General features: G+C 64.4%; 20 protein-coding genes. 12 read left to right on the top strand and 8 right to left on the bottom strand.

The genetic code is table 11. The features are described 5' to 3' along the window. Positions 1-130: 130 nt before the first annotated feature. Positions 131-808, bottom strand: a complete 678-nt coding sequence (locus ACSKB9_RS36430) for a cysteine hydrolase family protein (protein WP_438079219.1) — start codon at positions 806-808, stop codon at positions 131-133. 224 nt (positions 809-1,032) lie between these two features. On the opposite strand from ACSKB9_RS36430, the gene ACSKB9_RS36425 reads away from it, so the two are divergent. After that, entirely contained in the window at positions 1,033-2,046 is a 1,014-nt protein-coding gene (locus tag ACSKB9_RS36425; protein ID WP_028339439.1) for a formamidase, read from the top strand. Between the two features lie 13 nt (positions 2,047-2,059). Here ACSKB9_RS36425 and ACSKB9_RS36420 read toward each other — a convergent pair whose 3' ends face one another. Then, positions 2,060-3,130: a YeiH family protein gene (locus ACSKB9_RS36420; protein WP_438079217.1), complete on the bottom strand. Its 1,071-nt coding sequence runs from the start codon at positions 3,128-3,130 to the stop codon at positions 2,060-2,062. 86 nt (positions 3,131-3,216) lie between these two features. Between ACSKB9_RS36420 and ACSKB9_RS36415 the strand changes: the two genes are divergently transcribed. Both ACSKB9_RS36415 and ACSKB9_RS36410 read left to right on the top strand, forming a co-directional pair. Continuing rightward, positions 3,217-4,149: a LysR substrate-binding domain-containing protein gene (locus ACSKB9_RS36415; RefSeq protein WP_438079215.1), complete on the top strand. Its 933-nt coding sequence runs from the start codon at positions 3,217-3,219 to the stop codon at positions 4,147-4,149. A gap of 200 nt (positions 4,150-4,349) precedes the next feature. Beyond that, the gene (locus tag ACSKB9_RS36410; RefSeq protein WP_438079213.1) at positions 4,350-5,315 is read left to right on the top strand and encodes a c-type cytochrome; all 966 of its coding nucleotides are present in this window, start codon (positions 4,350-4,352) and stop codon (positions 5,313-5,315) included. A 217-nt stretch (positions 5,316-5,532) separates the two neighbouring features. On the opposite strand, the gene ACSKB9_RS36405 is transcribed toward ACSKB9_RS36410, so the two are convergent. The 3 genes from ACSKB9_RS36405 to ACSKB9_RS36395 all read right to left on the bottom strand — a co-directional run bounded on the left by ACSKB9_RS36405 (position 5,533) and on the right by ACSKB9_RS36395 (position 8,601). Beyond that, a complete protein-coding gene (locus ACSKB9_RS36405) occupies positions 5,533-5,754 on the bottom strand; it encodes a hypothetical protein (protein ID WP_038377517.1) in 222 nt (73 codons plus the stop codon). A gap of 149 nt (positions 5,755-5,903) precedes the next feature. Next, on the bottom strand, positions 5,904-7,142 hold the full coding sequence (locus tag ACSKB9_RS36400) for an ATP-binding protein (protein WP_438079211.1): 1,239 nt from the start codon (positions 7,140-7,142) through the stop codon (positions 5,904-5,906). Positions 7,143-7,341: 199 nt separating this feature from the next. Then, positions 7,342-8,601, bottom strand: coding sequence for an allantoate amidohydrolase (locus tag ACSKB9_RS36395; protein ID WP_438079209.1), 1,260 nt, complete (start codon positions 8,599-8,601; stop codon positions 7,342-7,344). 373 nt (positions 8,602-8,974) lie between these two features. Between ACSKB9_RS36395 and ACSKB9_RS36390 the strand changes: the two genes are divergently transcribed. From ACSKB9_RS36390 to ACSKB9_RS36370, 5 genes are read left to right on the top strand one after another with little or no spacing between them, the layout of a single operon-like run. Further along, on the top strand, positions 8,975-10,084 hold the full coding sequence (locus ACSKB9_RS36390; RefSeq protein ID WP_438079207.1) for a BMP family ABC transporter substrate-binding protein: 1,110 nt from the start codon (positions 8,975-8,977) through the stop codon (positions 10,082-10,084). Further along, positions 10,081-11,190, top strand: coding sequence for an ABC transporter permease (locus ACSKB9_RS36385; protein WP_438079205.1), 1,110 nt, complete (start codon positions 10,081-10,083; stop codon positions 11,188-11,190). Before ACSKB9_RS36390 ends, ACSKB9_RS36385 begins: the two co-directional genes overlap by 4 nt. Before the next feature lies 1 nt (position 11,191). Further along, positions 11,192-12,118: an ABC transporter permease gene (locus ACSKB9_RS36380; RefSeq protein ID WP_018270387.1), complete on the top strand. Its 927-nt coding sequence runs from the start codon at positions 11,192-11,194 to the stop codon at positions 12,116-12,118. A 19-nt stretch (positions 12,119-12,137) separates the two neighbouring features. Beyond that, positions 12,138-12,821 carry a biuret amidohydrolase gene (gene biuH / locus ACSKB9_RS36375; RefSeq protein ID WP_438079203.1) on the top strand — a complete coding sequence of 228 codons (684 nt, stop codon included), beginning with the start codon at positions 12,138-12,140 and terminating at the stop codon, positions 12,819-12,821. Further along, positions 12,818-14,350, top strand: a complete 1,533-nt coding sequence (locus tag ACSKB9_RS36370) for an ABC transporter ATP-binding protein (RefSeq protein ID WP_438079201.1) — start codon at positions 12,818-12,820, stop codon at positions 14,348-14,350. The genes biuH and ACSKB9_RS36370 overlap by 4 nt, the downstream gene beginning before the upstream one ends. A gap of 216 nt (positions 14,351-14,566) precedes the next feature. Here the strand turns inward: ACSKB9_RS36370 and puuE are convergent, their stop codons facing one another. Both puuE and ACSKB9_RS36360 read right to left on the bottom strand, forming a co-directional pair. Continuing rightward, a complete protein-coding gene (gene puuE, locus ACSKB9_RS36365; RefSeq protein ID WP_438079199.1) occupies positions 14,567-15,505 on the bottom strand; it encodes an allantoinase PuuE in 939 nt (312 codons plus the stop codon). Between the two features lies 1 nt (position 15,506). After that, positions 15,507-15,920: a DUF3830 family protein gene (locus ACSKB9_RS36360; protein WP_021077459.1), complete on the bottom strand. Its 414-nt coding sequence runs from the start codon at positions 15,918-15,920 to the stop codon at positions 15,507-15,509. Positions 15,921-16,142: 222 nt separating this feature from the next. Here ACSKB9_RS36360 and ACSKB9_RS36355 point away from each other — a divergent pair, with 222 nt between their 5' ends. The 4 genes from ACSKB9_RS36355 (at position 16,143) to ACSKB9_RS36340 (ending at position 20,439) form a co-directional block, all read left to right on the top strand. Next, a complete protein-coding gene (locus ACSKB9_RS36355; RefSeq protein WP_438079197.1) occupies positions 16,143-16,877 on the top strand; it encodes an SDR family NAD(P)-dependent oxidoreductase in 735 nt (244 codons plus the stop codon). A gap of 1,116 nt (positions 16,878-17,993) precedes the next feature. Further along, the gene (locus tag ACSKB9_RS36350) at positions 17,994-18,842 is read left to right on the top strand and encodes an Npun_R2479 family HD domain-containing metalloprotein (protein ID WP_057015250.1); all 849 of its coding nucleotides are present in this window, start codon (positions 17,994-17,996) and stop codon (positions 18,840-18,842) included. 311 nt (positions 18,843-19,153) lie between these two features. Beyond that, positions 19,154-20,155, top strand: coding sequence for a tryptophan--tRNA ligase (gene trpS, locus ACSKB9_RS36345; protein ID WP_438079195.1), 1,002 nt, complete (start codon positions 19,154-19,156; stop codon positions 20,153-20,155). A gap of 83 nt (positions 20,156-20,238) precedes the next feature. Next, positions 20,239-20,439, top strand: coding sequence for a hypothetical protein (locus ACSKB9_RS36340; protein ID WP_438079193.1), 201 nt, complete (start codon positions 20,239-20,241; stop codon positions 20,437-20,439). Positions 20,440-20,447: 8 nt separating this feature from the next. Here the strand turns inward: ACSKB9_RS36340 and ACSKB9_RS36335 are convergent, their stop codons facing one another. Then, complete coding sequence (locus tag ACSKB9_RS36335) at positions 20,448-21,317, bottom strand: aldose 1-epimerase family protein (RefSeq protein ID WP_438079191.1); 870 nt, start codon at positions 21,315-21,317, stop codon at positions 20,448-20,450. Positions 21,318-21,382: the final 65 nt, after the last annotated feature.

The raw sequence follows: 21,382 nt of genomic DNA, 5'->3' as shown, positions 1-21,382 counted from the left end.
GCAGCGTAATCCGGGATTCTGGGCCTGCGTGAAGACCGGTCCCGGATTTCGCTTCGCTGCATCCGGGCTACGAAGTCTTCTCTTTCCCACACGCGTGAGAGGGAGCCCGGTGCCTTCGCGGTCGCATGCTCTATGCAGCGAGCGCCTCCAGCACCGCGGCCGAATCGGTAACCCAACCGAAAATGCCGCCCTGGGCCTTGATCATCTTCAGGCCCATCTCGTGGAATTCCGGAAAATAAGACGCGCAGCCGTCGGAGATCACGATGCAGCGGTAGCCGCGGTCGTTGGCCTCGCGCACCGTGGTGTTGACGCAGACCTCGGTGGTGACGCCGCAGACCAGGAGATTCTCGATGCCGTATTTCTGCAGGATGTCGCCGAATTCGGTGGCGTAAAACGCGCCCTTGCCGGGCTTGTCGATCACGATCTCGCTGTCGAGGGGATAGAGCTCCGGAATGATGTCGTGCCCCGCCTCGCCGCGGATCAGGATTCGTCCCATCGGTCCGGGATCGCCGATCCGAAGCGACGGCGCGCCGCGCTCGACCTTCGCCGGCGGCGCGTCGGAGAGATCGGGCAGATGGCCCTCGCGGGTGTGGACCACGAGCAGCCCGGCGTCGCGCACCGCCGCGAGCACCGCGGCGATCGGCTGCACCGCGCGGGCAAGCCGGCTGACGTCATTGCCGAGCGTCTCGCCGAAGCCCCCTCGCTCCATGAAATCGCGCTGCATGTCGATGATGACGAGCGCGGTCCTGCTCCAGTCGAGCGTGATCGGCGCCGGCTCCGCCGCGATTGTCCCGCTTGAATTCGCCATGACGCACGCCCCGAATGCGAGAAAACCCGCATTGATTAAGCAAACCGCGTGCCATTGCGCAATGATGCGGCGCATCGCGGCGATCCCGATCAGCATGCGACCGTACGCTGCATTTGCGCATTCTGCGATCTTGCTGGCATGATCGTTGCTAGCTGGGAGCCCGACCGAACGAAGATCATCGTTCGCGAAATGACAGCCCATTTCAAACAGGCGGGAGGACAGGCATGAATGGACTTGGCGGTCTCAACAAATCACCGAACGGCGTCGTGATCGGACTGGTGCAGCTGCAGTTGCCTGTGGTTGCGACAAGGTCCGACCTGGCACGGCAGACGGAGCGCATCGTATGGATGGTCGGCAAGGCGCGGCGCAACCTCGGAACCATGGACCTCGTCGTGTTCCCCGAATACTCGCTGCACGGCCTCTCGATGGATACCAATCCGGAGATCATGTGCCGGCTCGACGGGCCTGAAGTCGCGGCTTTCAAGCGGGCCTGCATCGAGAACAAGATCTGGGGCTGCTTCTCCATCATGGAGTTCAACCCGCATGGTAATCCCTATAATTCAGGGCTGATCATCGACGATCACGGCGATATCAAGCTGTACTACCGCAAATTCCATCCCTGGATTCCGGTCGAGCCGTGGGAGCCCGGCAACATCGGCATTCCCGTGATCGATGGACCGAAAGGCGCGAAGATCGCGCTGATCATCTGCCATGACGGCATGTTCCCGGAAATGGCCCGCGAATGCGCCTACAAGGGCGCGGAGATCATGATCCGCACCGCAGGCTACACCGCGCCGATCCGCGACAGCTGGCGCTTCACCAACCAGGCCAACGCGTTCCAGAACCTGATGGTGACGGCCAATGTCTGCATGTGCGGCTCGGACGGGTCGTTCGACTCGATGGGCGAAGGCATGATCGTCAATTTCGACGGCAGCATCATCGCGCACGGGACCACGGGGCGGGCCGACGAGATCATCACCGCCGAGGTGCGGCCCGACCTCGTGCGCGAGGCGCGGATCAACTGGGGCGTCGAGAACAACATCTATCAGCTCTGGCACCGCGGCTATGTCGCGGTGAAGGGCGGTGCGATGGATTGCCCCTACACGTTCATGCAGGACATGGTGTCCGGCCGCTTCCGCCTGCCTTGGGAAGATCAGGTCAAGATCACCGACGGCACGTCCTGCGGCTTTCCCGCACCGACACGGATGTTCGGCAAGACCGCGAAGGCCGCCGAGTAGCCACCTCCGGCGGCTACTTGAAGAAGTGCACGAGGCCGATGCTCAAGCCCAGCAGCAGCATCAGCGACAGCGTGACGGCGGCCGTCACCCGGCCGCCGACGGTCGAGAGCACCCGCACATCGACACCGAGCCCGAGCGCTGCCATCGAGACGACGGTAAGGATCGCCGCCGTCTTGGTCACCGGCGCGATCGCGATGTCAGGCACGAGCTGGAACGAGCGCAGCGCGCCCAGCGCCAGGAAGCCGATGATGAACCAGGGCACCAGCTTGAACGGGCTGATCGAGGCGGCCTTCGAGGTGCCCTCCCTGGCGGCGCCGGCCTTGCGCCGCCGCGCCACCAGCAGCGAGAGGCCGATCACGATCGGGCCCAGCATCAACACCCGCACCAGCTTGACCAGCGTGCCGATCTGGGTGCTGACGATGCCCGCTGGCACGGTCGCTGCCAGCACCTGCGGCACGGCATAGACGGTGAGGCCGGCGAGGATGCCGTATTGCGTCGCCGTCAGCTTCAGCAGCGGGATCAAGAGCGGCAGGCCGAGCACCATCAGCACGCCGAGAATGGCGGTGAACGAGATCGACGAGGCGATGTCGTCGCCATCGGCCTCGATCACCGGCGCCACCGCCGCGATCGCCGAGTTGCCGCAGATCGAATTGCCGCAGGCGATCAGGATCGCGAGTTTGGTCTTGAGCCCCAGCATCCGGCTGAGGCCATAGCTCACCGCCAGCATGATCACGACGGTCACCGCGATGGCGCCGATCAGCAGCCCGCCCGACGCCACGATCGCGGCAAAGCTGATGGAGGCGCCGAGCAGCATCACCGCGACCTCGAGCAGCTGCTTGGCGCTGAAGGCAATGCCCGAGCGCCAGCGCGCCGACGGCTCCCAGGCGGTGCGCACCGCCATGCCGAGCAGGATCGCGACGACGAGGGCCTCGATATAGGGATGGTCGAAAACGCGCTCCTCGGCGGCCTGGATGCCGAGCGAGATGACCGTGACGACCCCGCAGAGCAGAATCCCCGGAATGAGCTGGAATATGCGCCGCAGCGCCCCCTGCTTCTGCCCCTGGTCTTGTTCTTGTTCCGGCACAAAATCCTCTTTTCGGAGAAGATTTTATGCGCCAAGGCACACCTCTTGGCTAATATATTTTCGGACTGCCCCGATAGAGAGAAGTTATGTCCCTCAACCTGCATCTGCTCCGCCTGTTCGCGGCCGTGGCGAGAACCGGAAGTTTCTCCCGCGCCGCCGACCTCCTGCACATCAGCCAGCCGGCGATCTCCAAGGGCGTGCGGGATTTCGAGCTGCAGGTCGGCTGCCGGCTGCTCGACCGCACGCCGAAGGGGGTGCGGCCGACCCGGGAGGGCGCGGCGCTGGCGCGGCATGCCGAGACCCTGTTCGCGGCCGAACGCGCCGCCGAGGACGAACTGCAGGCGCTGCGCAACCTCGACAGCGGCTCGCTGCGGATCGGCGCCAGCACCACGATCGCGACCTACATGATCCCGGAATATCTCGGTGTGTTCCACCGTGCCTTTCCCGGCATCGATCTGCACGTCGTCAGCGCCAACACCAGCGACATCGCCGCGCTGATGCTGGGACACGAGATCGAGATCGCGCTGGTCGAGGGCCCCGTCGAGGACGAGAATTTGATCAGCGAAGCCTGGCGTACCGACATGATGGCGCTGATCGCAGGTCCGGATCATCGCTTCGCAGCGGTCCAGGAGCCGATCGACATCCGGTCGCTGAACGACGAGATCCTGATCGTGCGGGAACCCGGCTCAGGCACGCGCGAGGTGGTCGCGCAGGCGCTGGCGGCCCACCACGTCGAGCCGCAGCGGACGCTCGAGATCGGCAGCACCGAGGCGATCAAGCAGGCGGTGGCATCAGGCGTCGGCGTCGCCATCGTGTCGATCGCAACGATCGACGATCAAGTGAAGCTCGGAAAGCTGAAGGTGATCCCGATCAAGGGCATCCATATCGAGCGCACGCTCTGGCAACTGAAATCGCCCGGCCGGCTCGAGGTGCCGGCAGCGGTGGCGTTCGAGGGGATCATCCGGGAGACGCGGGCGGCGAAAACGGCGCCGCGGATGCCGGACGCTAAAGCGCTATGAGACCAGGATTCGTACTCAAAAAACCTGAGACGCCCACGTTCAGGAGCGAAGCGGAGACGCGATCCGACCCAAGCAGTATTGTCTTGTGATCCAAGGCGGCCCTCAGCACGGCCGGCATCAATAACAAGCAAAGCCAATTGTTCCTGCGCGGATTCACGGCTAATTTGCTTTTCCTCGCTGACCGAGAGCCGGAGGCGAATATGGTACGATTGGGAGCGGCCTTTCAGGCGTTAGTGGCACTGACTATAATTTTCGTATCTGCGGCGGTCGCGCACGCGCAGACCACCGACAAACCGCCGTTCTGGGCCTATACCTACAACCCGCCTGACTTCAAGCCGCCGCCCGATGACGGCCAACCTCGCCACGTTCCCGACAGCATGGCGAGCTATACAGTTCCACAAACGCGCGATCGCTTCCTAGCACCGGATTGGCACCCAGCTGAACATCCGGCGATGCCGACGGTGGTCGCGAGCGGACGCCCGCCTGACGTCTACGCGTGCGGCTTCTGCCATCGTGCCTCTGGGACGGGAGGTCCGGAGAACGCAGACATCGCCGGCCTGCCCGTGGCCTATTTTATTCAACAGATGCAAGACTACAGGAGCGGCAAACGCTCGACAGCACTACCCGACCGTATTCCGCAAGCATGGATGATCTCGCTTGCGAAGGCAGCGAACGACGATGAGATCAAGGCGGCGGCTGAATATTTTGCCGCCATCAAGCCAAAGAAGTTGGTTGATGTGGTGGAGACTGAGGCCGTACCGAAACCTACGGTCGCTGGCTGGTTCTTCATCACCAAAGGCGATGAACGCGAGCTGATCGGCATGCGCATCATCGAGACACCGGCGGACGTTGGCCGCTTCGTCAACCGCGACGCGCGTGTCCGCTTTACCGCCTACGTGCCCCCCGGTAGCGTCGCTGCCGGCCGCGGGCTGGCCACGAAGCCGGAGATCGCCTGCGCCGCCTGCCATGGCGAGAAGCTAGCCGGTACCGACGTCGTGCCGAGCATTGCCGGGCGCTCGCCGACCTACATCTTCCGCCAACTCTATGAATACCGGCACGGCTTCCGTGCTGGGCCGCAGAGCACGTCGATGATCGATGTGGTCAAAACGCTCAACGAGGCGGACTTTTTGGCGCTTGCCGCCTATCTTGGCACGCTCGAGCGGTGAAGCGGCCGACTTTCAACGGCAGAGCTTTTGTTTGAAGCAATGACGCGATCCGTGCGGAGCCGAATGCTCACGCCCTAGATCGAGCGGGAGCGGCGTCGAAAGCTCACCTCTCCCTTTGGAGAGGTCGATTTGCGCAGCAAATTGGGTGTGGAGTTACGGTCTATCGAGAGAGCAACGGCCCTTACCCGAGAGGTGAGAGACCAGAACTCATCCCACCTCAGAGCGCGGCGAACAGACCCTGCGCCCAGGCAACGGCATGCTCGAAGCTGAACACGCCGGGCTCGAAATAGACGGCCCGTGCCAGCACGATGCCGACCACCAGCACCCAGAACACGCTGGTGCCCGCGGTCTTCAGCCATTTCGACACGCCCTCGCTCGCGATCGAAGGATCGACCGCGGGGACCGGCTCGCCGAAGGGATCGAATGCGGATTGGCTCATCGTCGTAACCATCAGGAATACCCTGAGAATGTCGCGACGACGGGGGCAGAAGCAAGGGTAGTGGAATGCCTTTTGCGGCGGTTACTTGGAAGGACGTTTTCCGGTCCGAAAGCCGGGGAGCATTTCCTTCTCGGCCTCCCCTGTAACCATCAACCATCGGTCACGCGCTGCGGCGCCACGCGTGGCAGCGTAATCCGCATGCGTGTCCCCATGCCCGGGGCACTGTCGAGATGGAGCTCTCCACCCAGCCGGTTCGTGACGATGTTATGAACGATGTGCAGACCAAGCCCGATACGGCCGATATCGCGGCGCGTGGTGAAGAATGGATCGAAGGCTTGCCGCAGCACGTCGTGATCCATCCCGCAACCGTTGTCGGCGAACAGGATCTCGACCTGATCCGCGCCTGAGGCGCGGAGCCGGATCGCGATGATGCCGCCCTTGCCATCGGGAAACGCATGCGCCACCGAATTGACGAACAGGTTGGTCAGCACCTGGCCATAAGGGCCGGGATAGCGGTTCATGGCAAGACCGGGCGGGCAATCGACCTCAAGCGCCAGGTTGTTCTTCGGCAAGGCCGGACGCAGGCTCGAGAGAACCTGCTCGGTCGCCGCGCCGAGATCGAACTGGCTCCGGTCGAAATAGCTGCGATCGACGGCCACCTGCTTGAACGATTGCACCAGGTCTGCCGCGCGCTTGAGGTTGCCGACAAGCAGCGACGAGGCGCTTTCGACGACCTCGATGAAATCGCTCAGGCTGGATCGCTTCAGCTTGCCGCGCGCAGCCTCGGCAGCGAAGTCGGCGCATTTCTGCTCCAGCACCGAGGCGACGGTGAGACTGGTGCCGACCGGACTGTTGATCTCGTGCGCGACGCCGGCCACCAGCCGGCCCAGCGCCGCGAGCTTTTCCGCCTCGATCAGCGACGCCTGGGTCTCCTGCAGATGGTGCAACGCCTTCTCGGCTGCATCGCGCGCGGCGCGGATCTCGCGTTCGCTGCGCTTGCGATCGGTGATTTCTTCGGCCGCAACGTTGACGCCGACGATGCTGCCGTTCGGTTCGCGCTGCGGATGCCAATGCGTGATCCAGCATCGCTCGTCATTGTGGCCGGGGCGCTGGCCGTAAACCTCCACGTCGGTGACGGGCTCTCCGGTCTCCATGATCGACTGAACGATACCTTCGACGGCCGAAGCCAGTGCGGGCACGCAATCGTGCACCGTACGCCCGAGGTGACCTTCGACCGAAATGCCGCAGATTTCGGTGAGACGCTGGTTGATCTGAAGGTAACGGCAATCGGGTGAGAGATAGGCGAGCCCGATCGGTGCAGTGTCATAGATCAGCTGCAGCGCCGGTTGTTTTGGGAACTGAACGTCCTGGACGACGGACGACCTCATGTCCACTACCCCCCGTTGCACCAAGTCTAGCGCTTCACGCCCGGCCCGCAAATAGGCCAGCTGAGCCGGAAACGTTGGTCTGATCTGTCCGGATCAGGCACGGGTCGGGCCGGCAGCGGCCCCTGACCAGTGCCTGCGGCGTGCTGACGCAACGTGGGCAGCAAGCGCCCCTCGGCGCAGGCCTGCGAAGCGCGCAATTTTAGCTATTCACTACACCGTGCGGACGAAAATTCTCGACGACGCGCAGCAGCACCCGCGCGCCGGTGTCGGCATCGGCGGGCTCGACATGCTCGGCCGGATTGTGGCTGATCCCGCCGCGGCAGCGCACGAAGATCATGCCGATATCGGCGACATCGACCATCGCCATCCCGTCATGCCCCGCCCCGCTCGGCAGCTCGAACGCGGCATAGCCCTCGGCCGCGACGGCCTCGGCGATCTGCGCCTTGAGCCACGGCGCGCAGGGCACGCTGCGGTTCTCGTGGGTGACGTCGATCTGCAAGGCGAGCTTGCGGCGTTTTGCGATCGCCTCGATCTGCCGCACGATGTCGGCGACGGCGCGCTTGCGATGCGTGTCGTTCTGCGAGCGGATATCCATGGTGAAGGACACCTTGCCCGGGATCACATTGGTGGCGCCCGGCATCGCGTTGAGATAGCCGACGGTGCCGACGAGGCCTTGTTCGTCGGACCTGCAAAACTGTTCGATCGCAACGATGCATTCGGCAGCACCCGCCAGCGCATCGCGCCGCAGCTTCATCGGCACCGTGCCGGCATGGCCGGCGACGCCGGTGAGACTGGCGGCAAGCCGGGTCGCGCCCGAAATCGCGCTGACGACGCCGACCGGCAGCGCCTTCTCTTCCAGCACGGGACCCTGCTCGATGTGCAGCTCGACATAGCCGAGCAACTCGCGGCGGGCGCGCGCCGCCTTGCCGATATGATCGGGATCGAGCCCGAAGGCGACCAGCGCATCGCGCATCGAGATGTCGGCGCGATCGCGCGTGTTGAGCACGCTCTCGTCGAAGGTGCCGGCGACCGCGCGGCTGCCGAGCAGGGTCGAGGCGAAGCGCACGCCCTCCTCGTCCGCAAAGCCGACGATCTCGATCGCAAACGGCAGTCGCCTGCCGTGCCGGTTCAGATCGGCGATGCAGGCGATTGCGGTGATGACACCGAGCGGGCCGTCCCATCGGCCGGCGTCGCGCACGGTGTCGTAATGCGAGCCGAGCATCAGTGCCGGCAGGCCCGGCCGCTCGCCTTCATAGCGGCCGCAGACATTGCCGATGGCGTCGAGATGCGCGCTCATGCCGGCCTCGCGCATCCAGGACAGGATGAGATCGGCCGCCTTGCGGTGCTCCTCGGTGAGGAAGATTCGCGCCAGATGCTCAGGCGTCTCGGAGATCGTCGCGAGCTGATCGATCCGCGCCACGATCTCTTCGCCAAGGGAAGACGGTTTTGTCTCGTTCATGGTGTTTCCCATCAGTCCAACGCGGCCGCCGGAGCCCGCTTCACTCGTAGCAGGCCCGATCCGATTCACCAGCCGGCAAATGGCGCCTCGTGCGCGGGCCGCGACCGGGCTCGCACCGGCTGTCCGGCGGTTATCGACTGCTTAACGGCATTGCATACAACAACGATCGATCGCTCATAAAATAGGCAAATCGATCTCAATCGGCTTCCGAGCGTTCCGGGACCGATCACCATTCTCACGTACATTCAATCATTTACGGAAGACTGATCGCCAAACATGCTCTGGCATGAAGCTTGCGACACTTCCCCCAAGCTCCGCCGACAGGCGGCTGCGACAGGGACAGGCGGGCCGGACCCGCCGGAGGGAGCGAGCGATGGATTTTGGCAGGATTTCAAGAAGGCATTTATTGCAGGGGAGTGCCGCACTGGCGCTCGGCGGCACGCTTGGCATTCGTGGCGCGGCGGCAGCGGAAACCACGATCGGCTTCATCTATGTCGGGTCGCGCGACGACTACGGCTACAACCAGGCGCACGCGCAAGGAGCCGCGGCGGTGAAGAAGCTTCCCGGCATCAAGGTCGTCGAGGAAGAGAAGGTGCCGGAGACCGATGCGGTCGAGAAGACCATCGAGTCCATGATCAGTCTCGACGGCGCCACGCTCATGTTCCCGACCTCGTTCGGCTACTACAACCCGCACGTCCTCAAGCTGGCAGGCAAGTTTCCAAAACTGCGCTTCGAGCACTGCGGCGGCCTGTGGTCCGACAAGGACCCGAAGAACGCCGGCAGCTATTTCGGCTATATCGACGAGGCGCAATACATCTCCGGCATCGTGGCCGGCTATTCGACCAAGAGCGGCAAGCTCGGCTTCGTCGCCGCCAAGCCGATCCCGCAGGTGCTGCGCAACATCAACGCGTTCACGCTCGGCGCCCGGCTCGCCAATCCGAAGGCGACCACGCAGGTGATCTTCACCGGCGACTGGTCGATGCCGGTCAAGGAAGCCGAGGCTACCAACAGCCTGATCGACCAGGGCGTCGACGTGCTGACCTGCCATGTCGACGGACCGAAGACGATGGTCGAGAACGCCGCGCGCCGCGGCGCTCTCGTATGCGGCTATCACGTCAACCAGTCGCCGCTGGCGCCGAAGGCCTATCTCACCGGCGCCGAGTGGAATTGGGAGGCGCTCTATCCGAAATTCGTCAAGATGATCACCGCCGGCGAAGCGATCCCGAACTTCTATCGCGGCGGCCTCAAGGAAGAGATCGTCAAGGTGTCGCCCTATGGCGAGATGGTGTCCGCCGAGGCGCGCAAGCACGCCGACGACGTCAAGGCCAAGTTCATGGCCGGCGAGTTTACGATCTTCAAGGGCCCGCTCGTCGACAACAAGGGCAAGACGGTGATCGCTTCCGGCACCGATCGCGGCCAGCAGGATCCCGAACTCGAGAAGATGGACTATCTCGTCGAGGGCGTGATCGGAGCCACCGCGTGACGACCGAGACGGCGGAATCGGTGGAGGCGGCCGGCATCGCTCCGGCCGCCGATCCCGGATTCCTCCAGCGCCACGGCGCGCGCATCGAATACATCCTGATCCCGGGCGCGGCGCTGGTCGGCGCGCTCGCGGTGTTCGGCGGCTTTGTCGCGCTCTACGGCAAGAACCCGCTCGATCTGTATTTCTACATGTATTACGGCGCGTTCGGCACCGCCTTCTCCTGGCAGAACACGTTGACCCGCGCCGCGCCGCTGATCCTGACCGCGCTGTGCACGGCGCTGCCGGCGCAGCTCGGCATGGTGATCATCGGCGGCGAAGGCGCGTTGTTGATCGGCGCGCTGTCGGCGACCGCGGCCGCCTTGGCGTTGCAAGGCGCAGCGCCGATCGTGGTGCAGATCGCGATGGTGATCGCGGGCATGATCGGCGGCGGCCTCTGGATCACGCTGTCGGGCGGCCTGCGGCAATATCGCGGGGTCAACGAGACGATCTCGAGCCTGCTGCTGGTCTATATCGCGCTTGCCATCCTCAACCATCTGGTCGAGGGCCCGATGCGCGATCCGGCGAGCCTCAACAAGCCGTCGACGCGCGAGATCGGCGCCGCCAACATGATCGGCACCATTCCCGGCACCGACGTGCATTCGGGCCTGGTGTTCGGCCTCGTCGCCGCCATCGCCGCCTACATCCTGATCTATCACACCACCTTCGGTTTCGCCGCGCGCGTCGCCGGCGGCAACATCCGCGCCGCCAAGATCGTCGGCCTCAGTGTCGGCAAGTTGATCCTGACCGTCTGCTTCCTCGCCGGCAGCTGCGCCGGACTTGCCGGCATGATCGAGGTCGCGGCCGTGCAGGGCCGCACCAACGCCAACCTCGCGGCGGGCTACGGCTTCACCGGCATCCTGGTCGCGTTCCTGGCGCGGCAGAATCCGCTGGCGATCATTCCGGTGGCGATCCTGCTTGGCGGCATCTCGGCCTCCGGCGGCCTGTTGCAGCGGCGGCTCGGTCTGCCCGATGCTTCGGTGCTGGTGCTGCAAGGCATCATCTTCGTGTTCGTGCTGGCCAGCGACGCGCTCTACGGGCGCATCGGCTTCCTGAAGGGAAGGTCCTGACATGGCGGATGCATCGCTCGGGCTCTGGACCGTTCCGCTCGCCGTGTTCGGCGGCGCCATCCGCGTCTCGACGCCGTTCCTGTTCGTCAGCCTCGGCGAGTGCATCACCGAGCGAAGTGGCCGCATCAATCTCGGCCTCGAGGGCACGCTGGTGATGGGCGCGATGAGCGCCTACGGCATCTCCTATCTGTCGGGCTCGCCGTGGCTCGGGGTGCTCGCGGCCGGCATCACCGGCGCGCTGTTCGGCGCGCTACATGCCGGCATCTGCTCGCTGCCGCGCGTCAACGACATCGCGGTCGGCATCGCGCTGATGCTGCTCGGCACGGGGCTCGCGTTCTTCCTCGGCAAGCCGCTGATCGAGCCGACGGCGGCCCGGCTGCCGGCGATCGATTTCGGCTGGTGGAGCGACATCCCGCAGGTGCGCGCGGCGCTGCGCATCAACGTGCTGTTCCTGATCGGCGTCGCCATCGCGCCGCTGCTCTATTGGGCCTTCAGGACCACGCGCTGGGGCCTCTTGATCCGCACCGCCGGCGAGAGCGCGGATGCGGCGCGCGCGATGGGCCATTCGGTGCTGCTGATCCGGCTGCGCGCCACCATGGTCGGCGGCTTCCTCGCCGGCATCGGCGGCTCGTTCCTGTCACTGTTCTATCCCGGCAGCTGGAACGAAGGCCTCTCCTCGGGACAAGGCATCACCGCGGTGGCGCTGGTGATCTTCGCGCGCTGGGACCCGATGCTGTGCCTGTGGGCCTCGCTCGCCTTCGGCGGCGCCGCCGCGCTCGGGCCCGCGCTGCAATCGGTCGGCATCACCTCCGGCTATCATTTGTTCAACGCCGCGCCCTACATCCTGACGCTCGCAATCATGATCATCACCTGCTCGCCGAAGCGCACGCTGACCGGCGCACCCGCCGAATTGTCCATCACCCGATAGCATCTCGAAAGATCATTTCATGCCCGAGCGCTTCATCAAGTCCGAGCCCTATGCCTGGCCCTATAATGGCGATCTGCGGCCAGAGAATACCGCGCTCATCATCATCGATATGCAGACCGACTTCTGCGGCGTCGGCGGCTATGTCGACAAGATGGGCTACGACCTCTCGCTGACCCGGGCGCCGATCGAGCCGATCAGGAAGCTGCTCGCGGTAATGCGCGCGCAGGGCTTTCACATCATCCATACGCGCGAGGGGCACCGGCCTGATCTGGCCGACCTGCCAGCCAACAAGCGCTGGCGCTCGCGCCAGATCGGCGCCGGCATCGGCGACCCCGGCCCCTGCGGCCGCATCCTGGTGCGCGGCGAACCCGGCTGGGAAATCATTCCGGACCTCGCGCCGCTGCCGGGCGAGCCAATCATCGACAAGCCCGGAAAAGGCTCGTTCTGCGCCACCGACCTCGAGCTGATGCTGCGGCTGCGTGGCATCGAGAACATCGTGCTGACCGGCATCACCACCGATGTCTGCGTCCACACCACGATGCGCGAGGCCAACGACCGCGGCTTCGAATGCGTGCTGGTCGAGGACTGTTGCGGCGCGACCGACAAGGGCAATCACGACCACGCGCTGAAGATGATCAAGATGCAGGGCGGCGTGTTCGGCGCGGTGACCAAATCCGCCGACCTGATCGGGGCGCTGTCGTGATCATCGGCGAGCCGCCCGCACCATCAGGCGCGTTCGGCGTCGACGCCATCGCCATGACGATGCGGTTCGGCGATTTTACAGCGCTCGACAATGTCGAGCTCAAGGTGCGTCCCGGCTCGTTCCACGCGCTGCTCGGTGAGAATGGCGCGGGCAAGAGCACGCTCGTCAAATGCATCATGGGCTATTACCACGCCACCGAAGGCGACATCCTCGTCGGCGGCCGCCAGCAGGCCATTGCCAATCCGAAGGACGCGCATGCGCTCGGGCTCGGCATGGTCTACCAGCACTTTACACTAGTGCCGGCGATGACGGTCGCCGAGAATTTGGTGCTGGCGCGCGACGACGTGCCTGCCGTGGTCGACTGGCGCAAGGAGAAAAAGGAGCTCGAGGCCTTCCTGGCGCGGATGCCGTTCAAGGTGCCGCTCGATGCAAAGGTCTCCGACATCTCCGCCGGCGAACGGCAGAAATGCGAGATCCTCAAGCAGCTGTACCTGAAGCGCCGCTTCCTGATCCTGGACGAGCCGACCTCGGTGCTGACGCCGGGCGAAGCCGACGAGGTGCTCGGCATGCTGCGCGCGATGGTGGTCGCGGGCGAACTCACCATCCTGATGATCACGCACAAGTTCCGCGAGGTGATGGCCTTTGCCGACGAGGTGACCATCCTGCGCCGCGGCAAGCTCGCCGGCAGCGGCCGGGTCGCCGACCTCACGCCGGACGAGATGGCCCGGACCATGATCGGCGCCGAGCAGTTGACGGTGCAACCGCCGCGCACCGGCGAGACCGGCGCGCCGCGGCTCGAGCTCGACGGGCTCACCGCGCTTGACGATGCCGGCGCGATCGCCGTGCACGGCGTGTCGCTGACCGTGAAAAGCGGCGAGATCGTCGGCATCGCCGGCGTGTCCGGCAACGGCCAGCGCCAGCTCGTGGAGGTTTTGGCCGGCCAGCGCGAGGCCGAGAGCGGCGTGATCCGCGTCCAGGGCGAGACCTATGCGGCGAGTCGCGCGGAGATGCGGCGCCACAGGATGTCGCTATTGCCGGAAGAGCCGCTGAAGAATGCCTGCGTCGGCGGCATGAGCGTCGCCGACAACATCGCATTCCGCGAGTTCGATCGTGCCCCGTTCGCGCGCGGCGGCTGGTGGCTGAACCGCTTGGCTTTCCGCAACGACGCCGAGCGCAAGATCAACCGCTACAAGATCAAGACCCGCACGCCAGAGACGCCGATCGCGGCGCTGTCGGGCGGCAATGTGCAGCGCGCGGTGCTGGCGCGCGAGCTCTCGGGCGACGTCGAGGTGCTGATCGCCGCCAATCCCTGCTTCGGACTCGACTTCGCGGCGGTGGCGCAAATCCACGCCGAGATCATGGCCGCCCGCAATCGCGGCGCGGCGGTGCTCTTGGTCAGCGAGGACCTCGATGAGCTGCTGGAGCTGTCGGATCGGCTGGTCGTGATGTTCCACGGCGCGTTCGTGCATGAGGCCCGCGCCAGCGAGGCCGACCTCACCGAGATCGGCCGGCACATGGCAGGGCATTGAGGTCGAAGAAAAGGGCGGATGGTGCCCGCGACGGCACTGCGCCCCCTCGCCCCGTTCTTACGGGGAGAGGGTTGGGGTGAGGGGCTCTCTCCGCGCAAATGGCGGCAGCTGGAACTCGCGGAGACTCCCCCTCACCCGGAACGCATCTGTCGATGCGTTCCGGCCTCTCCCCGCAGGCGGGGCGAGGCGAAGAGGCAGCGGCCCGCTAACGATCGCCTACCCGATCTCGAACGCCTGCTCCGCGAGATGCTTCAGATTGGCGTGCCAATGCTCGGCGATCTGAAGCCGCGTCGGCACCCAGACGTGCTCGTGCTTCTGGATGTAGTCGAGAAAGCGCATCAGCGCGGCGGCGCGGCCAGGACGCCCGACGACGCGGCAATGCAGGCCGACCGACATCATCTTCGGTGAGGTCGCGCCCTCCGCATAGAGCACGTCAAAACTGTCTTTCAGGTAGGTGTAGAACTCCTCGCCGCCGCCAAAACCCTGCGCGTTGATGAAGCGCATGTCGTTGGCATCGAGCGTATAGGGGATCACGAGATGCGGCTCGGTGCCGGCTGCCTTGATCCAGTACGGCAGATCGTCGGCATAGGAATCGCAGAGATAGCGCAGGCCGCCCGCCTTCATCAAAAGCCGCAGCGTGTTGATCGAGGAGCGGCCGGTGTACCAGCCGAGCGGCCGCGCGCCGGTCGCCTCGGTATGCACGGCAATGGCGCGGGCGATCTCCTCGCGCTCCTCGTCCTCCGACATGTCCTTGTGCTCGACCCAGCGCAGGCTGTGGCTGGCGATGTCCCAGCCCGCCTCCTGCATCGCGGCGACGACGTCCGGATTGCGCTTCAGCGCCATCGCGACGCCGAACACCGTGGCCGGCAGCTTCCGCTCGGTGAATATCCGCCACAGCCGCCAGAAGCCGGCGCGTGAGCCATATTCGAACATCGTCTCGATATTGGCGTGCCGCCGGCCGACCCAGGGCTGCGCGCCGAGCACGTCGGACAGAAACGCTTCCGAGGCGCGATCACCGTGCAGAATGTTGTTCTCACCGCCCTCCTCGAAATTGACCACGAATTGCACGGCGATGCGCGCCGCATCGGGCCATTTCGGATCGGGCGGATTGCGGCCGTAGCCGCGGAGATCGCGCGGATAGAGGGCCTCGGTCACATCAGATTTCCTCGAAGCGGATGTTCTGCGCGCCCTTCCACAACACGGTCTTGCCGAACGCGGTGAGGTTCTCCAGCCCCGAGGTCAGCGTGATGAAGTGATTGCCGGCGAGCTGGCCCATCTTGCTGGCGAAGTGCACGCCGCCATAGGCGAGCAGGATCTCGGTCTCGCTGATGCCGCCGGGATAGAGGATGATCTGGCCCGGCGCCGGGTAGCTGGTGTGGTTCTCGTAGGACACGCCGAAGTCGAGATCGCCGAGCGGCATCCAGACGCCCTCGCCGCTCCAGCGCACGTGGATCGCCTGGCTCTCGAACGGCATCGCCTTGCGGAACGCGGCGACCGTCTTCGGCGCGAGCTGTTCCTCGAAACGGGCGTCAAAGGTGAAATCGCCGGCGCGGACAATCAGTTTGCTCATCGGACTCTCGTAGGTGCGCTAATCATCGGACTCTCGTAGGTGCGCTAAGAAGTGATGTCCCAACCATTGCCGCCGGCCCGGGCCGGACGCAAGGCCGATTCCGGCCCCGGAAGCCGGTTTTTCGCCGCCCGGCGGCCTCCAACGCAGATTTGAGCAGAGTTGCATTGCGCCGCGCCGTCCCGTTTGCGAGCCTGCGAGGGTACGTCGAACAGGGTGACTTTGATGACAACAAGCAGTCTGCACGGACATGTGGCGCTGGTGACCGGCGGATCGCGCGGCATTGGTGCTGCGATCGTCAAGATGCTGGCGGATGCCGGCGCCGCGGTCGCCATCAATTATCGCGAGCGCTCGGCCGAGGCGGAGACGCTGGCGAAGGGCATCACCGCCGCCGGCGGCCGCGCCGTCGCGATCGCCGCCGACGTCTCGGAAGCTGCCGCCGTCGCCGCGCTGGTCCAGCGCGCCAAATCCGAGCTCGGCCCGGTCGACATCCTCGTCAACAATGCCGGCATCGCGATCGTCAGGGGTGTCGACGACCTCACCGAAGAGGATTTCGACCGCACCATCACGGTCAATCTCAAATCGGCGTTTCTCTGCACACAGGCGGTGCTGCCGATGATGCGCGCCCGCAAATGGGGCCGCATCGTCAACATCTCCTCCGGCGCGGCGCGCGGCGCCGGCTCGATCGGTCCGCACTACAATGCATCCAAGGCGGCGATGGAGGGGATGACCCGCGGCTACGCCGCACGCCTCGTCAAGGAAGGCATCACCGTCAACGCCGTCGCGCCCTCGCTGATCGAGACCGACATGATGAAGGGACAGAGCGAGCTGGTCAGCCGGATCCCGGTCGGCCGTTTCGGCACAGCCGAGGAGGTCGCGCAGGCCGTGATGCTGCTGGTCAACAATCCCTACATGACCGGACAGACCATCGCGATGAGCGGCGGCATGGCGTTCGACTAGGGCGCCAGCGGCATAATGCGATGAAGCTTACGTCCGCTTTGTCCTTATAGCGGTCATTTTGTGCAGCATCGGAATATGTCGCGATGGGCCAACTCCGAACTCTTGCATCGCAAGTGTCCCGCAAAATGACGGGCCAATTCAAATGTCCGCCCGGAGTGGTGCCTGCTACTTGCAGCCGCGGCAAATCGTAAGCTTGCCCTTTAGTTTGTCATCGTCCCCGGGATCGACCGATTGCTGCCGAGAGACACGATCCGCTTCTTGATCGAGCTTGGGCTGCTTTGCCCGGTGTGACCCGACGGGTCGCGTCGTCCGGCTAGACGTGTCGTCGTCGATGCCGACGCTAAAACCATCATAATCGGGGACCGGTCCAGCCGACGGCGGCGACCTGTCGATCACTTGTGCTGGCGAAGCGCTGCCTGACTCTATCGGCGTGTGTTCGACAGTGGCAGATCGCGGGGCAGTGGAGCGTGGCAAGGAATCTTCAGCGGCCCGGGGCGGTACCGAACTCTTAGCGGTCGCCGTCGGCGGCCAGACGCTGTTGGTTGCGCCCGGAGATGCGGATCTCTCATCCGGCGGCGGCGGCGCAAGCGAAAGCGGAGGGGAAAGCGAGGTCTGACATCTCGCGCTGTCTTGTGACCAAACTCCCGCCGCCAACAAACCAAGGGCCAACAGTGTTGCGTTCTTCATTACTCGTCCTGCAAATCACTTGGAATGAAAGCATTGATCGCGTGACTCCTATCGCCACGCTTCGGCAAGAATTTCCACATCTGACATGGCGATCAAAAATTGACGGAAGTTGGGAGCCATGGGCGTATACATGCGCGCTTCGGTCCACCCTCGTTCTGGCCCCACTGCCCGCTTCGGGTCCAATCGCGACCGCTTGGCCCGGTCTCGGTAAGATCCGGTATGCACCTCACAGCGGACCGTTTGGCGGTCGGGTGCATTGATCGCGATGGGCCATCCGCGGTGGTTCAGCCTTACCTTATCCCGGGTAGCCCCCCCAAAACCAGGGCTCGACAGGCCTCCGGGCCACCAGGCTCCGGCCCAATTCGCGGGACCAACAACCCGGTGACGAAATACCCAAACCGGCATAGCATCCGCGCATTGGAGGCGATCATGTTCAACCCAACTCAAATTGTCATCCAAGCGTTTGTCGATCAGCTTAAGGGTACATACGGCCAAATCTACGGAATCCTCGAGCCCGCCTATCCGGACATCATCGGTTTCGTTGGGCGCCTCGCGTTGGAGAATATTGCCAATAGCGATGCGGCCTACCACGACATGAACCACACCATCATGGTGACGTTGGTCGGACAGAACATTTTACTCGGGAAGCATACGAGCGAAGGCGGCGTCAGGCCGCGCGACTGGCTCCATTTCATGATTTCGCTCTTATGCCACGACATCGGCTATGTACGCGGGGTATGTCGAGGCGACCGGGACGGACTTTATGTTTGTAACGAAAACGGTGATCGCGTCCGGATATCTGCTGGAGCCACGGACGCATCCTTGACCCCCTATCATGTGACACGATCCAAGCTCTTTGTCCGCGAGCGTTTCGGCAAGGTGAGCTTGACCTCCATCGACACAAAGGAAATCGAGGCGAACATCGAGCACACGCGCTTTCCGGTACCGGGGGAAGAGGAGCATACCAGTACGGCAGATTATCCCGGCCTGCTTCGTGCCGCGGATTTGATCGGCCAATTGGCCGACATTGACTATTTGCGGAAGACGTCAGCCTTGTTTGCCGAATTTCAGGAGACTGGCGCAAGCGAGAAACTCGGATATCAGACCCCCGATGATCTACGTGCAGCGTACCCTGCTTTCTTCTGGAAGGCCGTCTGCCCCTATATCGGCGACGCACTTCGATATCTGCGGGTCACGCAGGAAGGTAAGCAATGGATCGCCAACCTTTATGCGCACGTGTTCTCGGAGGAGCACAGGGGAGCGATTACTCGAGCATAGCCGGGTCGACCAATCCACGGTAATCTTAACGCGTGGATCCGGGATAAGCACTCATGCAGCGTTCCCGTGCAATAGTCCGTCCACGATTCCAGCAAGAATGACTGGCTATGCCGTCTTGACCGGCTCGTTCGATTGCCTTACGCCTCACGCCATGAACCGCTCGATCCTGATCGCCAATCTCTGGTGGCTCGCCGACTGACAGGCGGGCCGAACGCGTTCATGCATTTCGGGGCCGCCGCATTGGGCGGCCTTTTTCTTCACCTCATCCAGCCCGCCTGCGGTGTCCCCATTCAACCGAATGGAGATAAGCCGTGACCAAACCGATCATCCTCACCGGCGACCGCACCACCGGGCGGCTGCATCTCGGCCATTACGTCGGCTCGCTCAGAAGCCGCCTCGCGTTTCAGGACAGCCATGAGCAATACCTGCTGCTCGCCGACATGCAGGCGCTGACCGACAACGCGCACGACATCGGCAAGGTCCGCGGCAACGTCATCGAGGTCGCGCTGGATTATCTCGCCGTCGGCATCGATCCCGAACGGACCTCGATCTGCCTGCAGTCGCAGCTTCCGGCGCTCGCCGAATTGTCGATGCTCTATCTCAACCTTGTCACCGTCGCGCGGCTGGAGCGCAATCCCACCATCAAGGACGAGATCCGCGCCCGCGGATTCGGACGCGACATCCCTGCGGGCTTCCTGTGCTACCCGGTGGCGCAGGCCGCCGATATCACCGCGTTTCGGGCCACCGTCGTACCGGTCGGCGAGGACCAGGCTCCCCTGATCGAGCAGACCAACGAGATCATCAGGCGTGTCAACGCGCTCGCCGGTCGTGCGCTCCTGCAGGAGGCGGTGGCCGTCATACCGCGCGCGGGACGGCTGCCGGGCGTCGACGGGCGCGCGAAGATGAGCAAATCCGCCGGCAATGCGATTGCGCTCTCGGCCTCGCCCGGCGACATCTCGGCCGCGGTGCGCGCGATGTTCACCGATCCCGATCATCTGCGCGTCGGCGACCCCGGCAAGGTCGAGGGCAATGTCGTCTTCCTCTATCTCGACGCGTTCGATGACGATCAGCACGCCGTCGAAGAATTGAAGGCGCGCTATCGGCGCGGCGGTCTCGGCGACGCTGCCGTCAAGCGGCGGCTGGAGGACATCCTGCAAGCCCTGATCGCACCGATCCGGGCCCGGCGCGCCGAGTTGGCAAGCAATCGCGACCATGTCGCTGACGTGATCCGGCGGGGAACCTTGAAGGCCCGGGAGATCACCGAGCGCACCAAGCGCGATGTGATGGCGGGACTCGGCTTGTTCCAGCTCTGAATGCCCTGTCATCAAACCATGGCAGGAACTGTGCTTGCCTGTAACAGTTGTCCGCTTGGCGAAAACCGGATTTGGAGCCTGCCGTGATCGATCCGAAAACGCTTCTCGAACGCGCCGCGCAATTGGCCGATCAGGCCAAAAGCGAGGAAGACGCCGGCATCCGCGAGCGGCTGCTCCGCATGGCCGAGCATTACCGAGACCTTGCCGCGCATGAGGCCTGGGCGAACGAGAACCCGCCATCGGTCGGCGCGATCACCAGTGCGCTCAGCCCCCGCGCACATTGACCTGTTCGTCAGCTCACGCGAATGCGATAGCCCAGTGACTGCCGCGCACCCGGCGCGATGTGCATGAGGCCGGGCTTGCCGGCGAACTCGCCGTCGAATTCGACAGGGCTGGCGAAACCGTGCCACGGCTCGATGCAGAGGAACGCCGCGCCACCGACCTTCGACCAGATGCCAAGTTCGCGAAAGCCGCGCCAGGACAGCTCGATCGCGGGTCCCTGCGCAGCAGCAAAGCGAACCGACGCGCTCGCAACCTGATCGAGGATCATGGCGTCGTCATCGAACAATTGCTCCGACAACTTCAGCACCCTGCCCTTGATCGAACTTGGCTCGGATCGCTGCCGCATCAGTCCTTCCGTCAACCGCCGGATCGGCGCCGGCTCATCCTTCGCGAAGGTCAGCGCGTAGGCTTGCTTCTGCACCCCCGGAAGCAGCGGCCAGTTGAAGGCGGGATGACCGCCGAGCGAAGCCGGCAGCGTCTCGGCGCCGGTGTTGACGATGTCGAAGGCGACATCGAGATCGGCGCCATCAACGGTGTAGGTGACCTCGAGCCTGAATGCGAAGGGATAGCGCGCACGCGTCTCCGTATCGTCGGTGAGCGCGAGCTTGCAGGATCGGCGCCCCTGCTCCACCCAGGCAAAGCGGCGATCCCGCGCGAAGCCGTGCTGCGTCATCGGATAGGTCGTGCCGTTGTGGCGCAGCGTATCGTTCTTCAAGCGGCCGACGATCGGGAACAGGATGGGCGCATGGCGCGGCCATTGCGGGCCGGCCTGCCACAACAGTTCGGTCCCGTCGGCATTTCTGAGCGACGACAATTCGGCGCCCTGCGCCAAAATAGTCGCGGCGATTCCATCGCCGCGCAGCGTGTGACTGTCGCTCATGCCTCGCCTCGCCGGGTTGCGGTATGCCCGACAGGAGATGTTCGAAGCCGGCGAGGCCGTCAACC

This window comes from Bradyrhizobium sp. BR 1433, from assembly GCF_051547665.1.
Lineage (GTDB): Bacteria > Pseudomonadota > Alphaproteobacteria > Rhizobiales > Xanthobacteraceae > Bradyrhizobium > Bradyrhizobium australafricanum.
The sequence above is the reverse complement of the archived record's forward strand: the minus strand, read 5'-3'. Positions and strand labels throughout refer to the sequence as shown.

What these genes read in the sequence shown, in the direction of transcription:
- ACSKB9_RS36390 (WP_438079207.1), top strand. Translation starts at nt 8,975, where the DNA reads ATGGATTTTGGCAGGATTTCAAGAAGGCATTTATTGCAGGGGAGTGCC.
- ACSKB9_RS36360 (WP_021077459.1), bottom strand. Translation starts at nt 15,920, where the DNA reads ATGAGCAAACTGATTGTCCGCGCCGGCGATTTCACCTTTGACGCCCGT.
- ACSKB9_RS36400 (WP_438079211.1), bottom strand. Translation starts at nt 7,142, where the DNA reads ATGAGGTCGTCCGTCGTCCAGGACGTTCAGTTCCCAAAACAACCGGCG.
- ACSKB9_RS36405 (WP_038377517.1), bottom strand. Translation starts at nt 5,754, where the DNA reads ATGAGCCAATCCGCATTCGATCCCTTCGGCGAGCCGGTCCCCGCGGTC.
- ACSKB9_RS36395 (WP_438079209.1), bottom strand. Translation starts at nt 8,601, where the DNA reads ATGAACGAGACAAAACCGTCTTCCCTTGGCGAAGAGATCGTGGCGCGG.
- ACSKB9_RS36410 (WP_438079213.1), top strand. Translation starts at nt 4,350, where the DNA reads ATGGTACGATTGGGAGCGGCCTTTCAGGCGTTAGTGGCACTGACTATA.
- ACSKB9_RS36335 (WP_438079191.1), bottom strand. Translation starts at nt 21,317, where the DNA reads ATGAGCGACAGTCACACGCTGCGCGGCGATGGAATCGCCGCGACTATT.
- ACSKB9_RS36350 (WP_057015250.1), top strand. Translation starts at nt 17,994, where the DNA reads ATGTTCAACCCAACTCAAATTGTCATCCAAGCGTTTGTCGATCAGCTT.
- ACSKB9_RS36380 (WP_018270387.1), top strand. Translation starts at nt 11,192, where the DNA reads ATGGCGGATGCATCGCTCGGGCTCTGGACCGTTCCGCTCGCCGTGTTC.
- ACSKB9_RS36415 (WP_438079215.1), top strand. Translation starts at nt 3,217, where the DNA reads ATGTCCCTCAACCTGCATCTGCTCCGCCTGTTCGCGGCCGTGGCGAGA.
- ACSKB9_RS36355 (WP_438079197.1), top strand. Translation starts at nt 16,143, where the DNA reads ATGACAACAAGCAGTCTGCACGGACATGTGGCGCTGGTGACCGGCGGA.
- biuH (WP_438079203.1), top strand. Translation starts at nt 12,138, where the DNA reads ATGCCCGAGCGCTTCATCAAGTCCGAGCCCTATGCCTGGCCCTATAAT.
- ACSKB9_RS36430 (WP_438079219.1), bottom strand. Translation starts at nt 808, where the DNA reads ATGGCGAATTCAAGCGGGACAATCGCGGCGGAGCCGGCGCCGATCACG.
- ACSKB9_RS36425 (WP_028339439.1), top strand. Translation starts at nt 1,033, where the DNA reads ATGAATGGACTTGGCGGTCTCAACAAATCACCGAACGGCGTCGTGATC.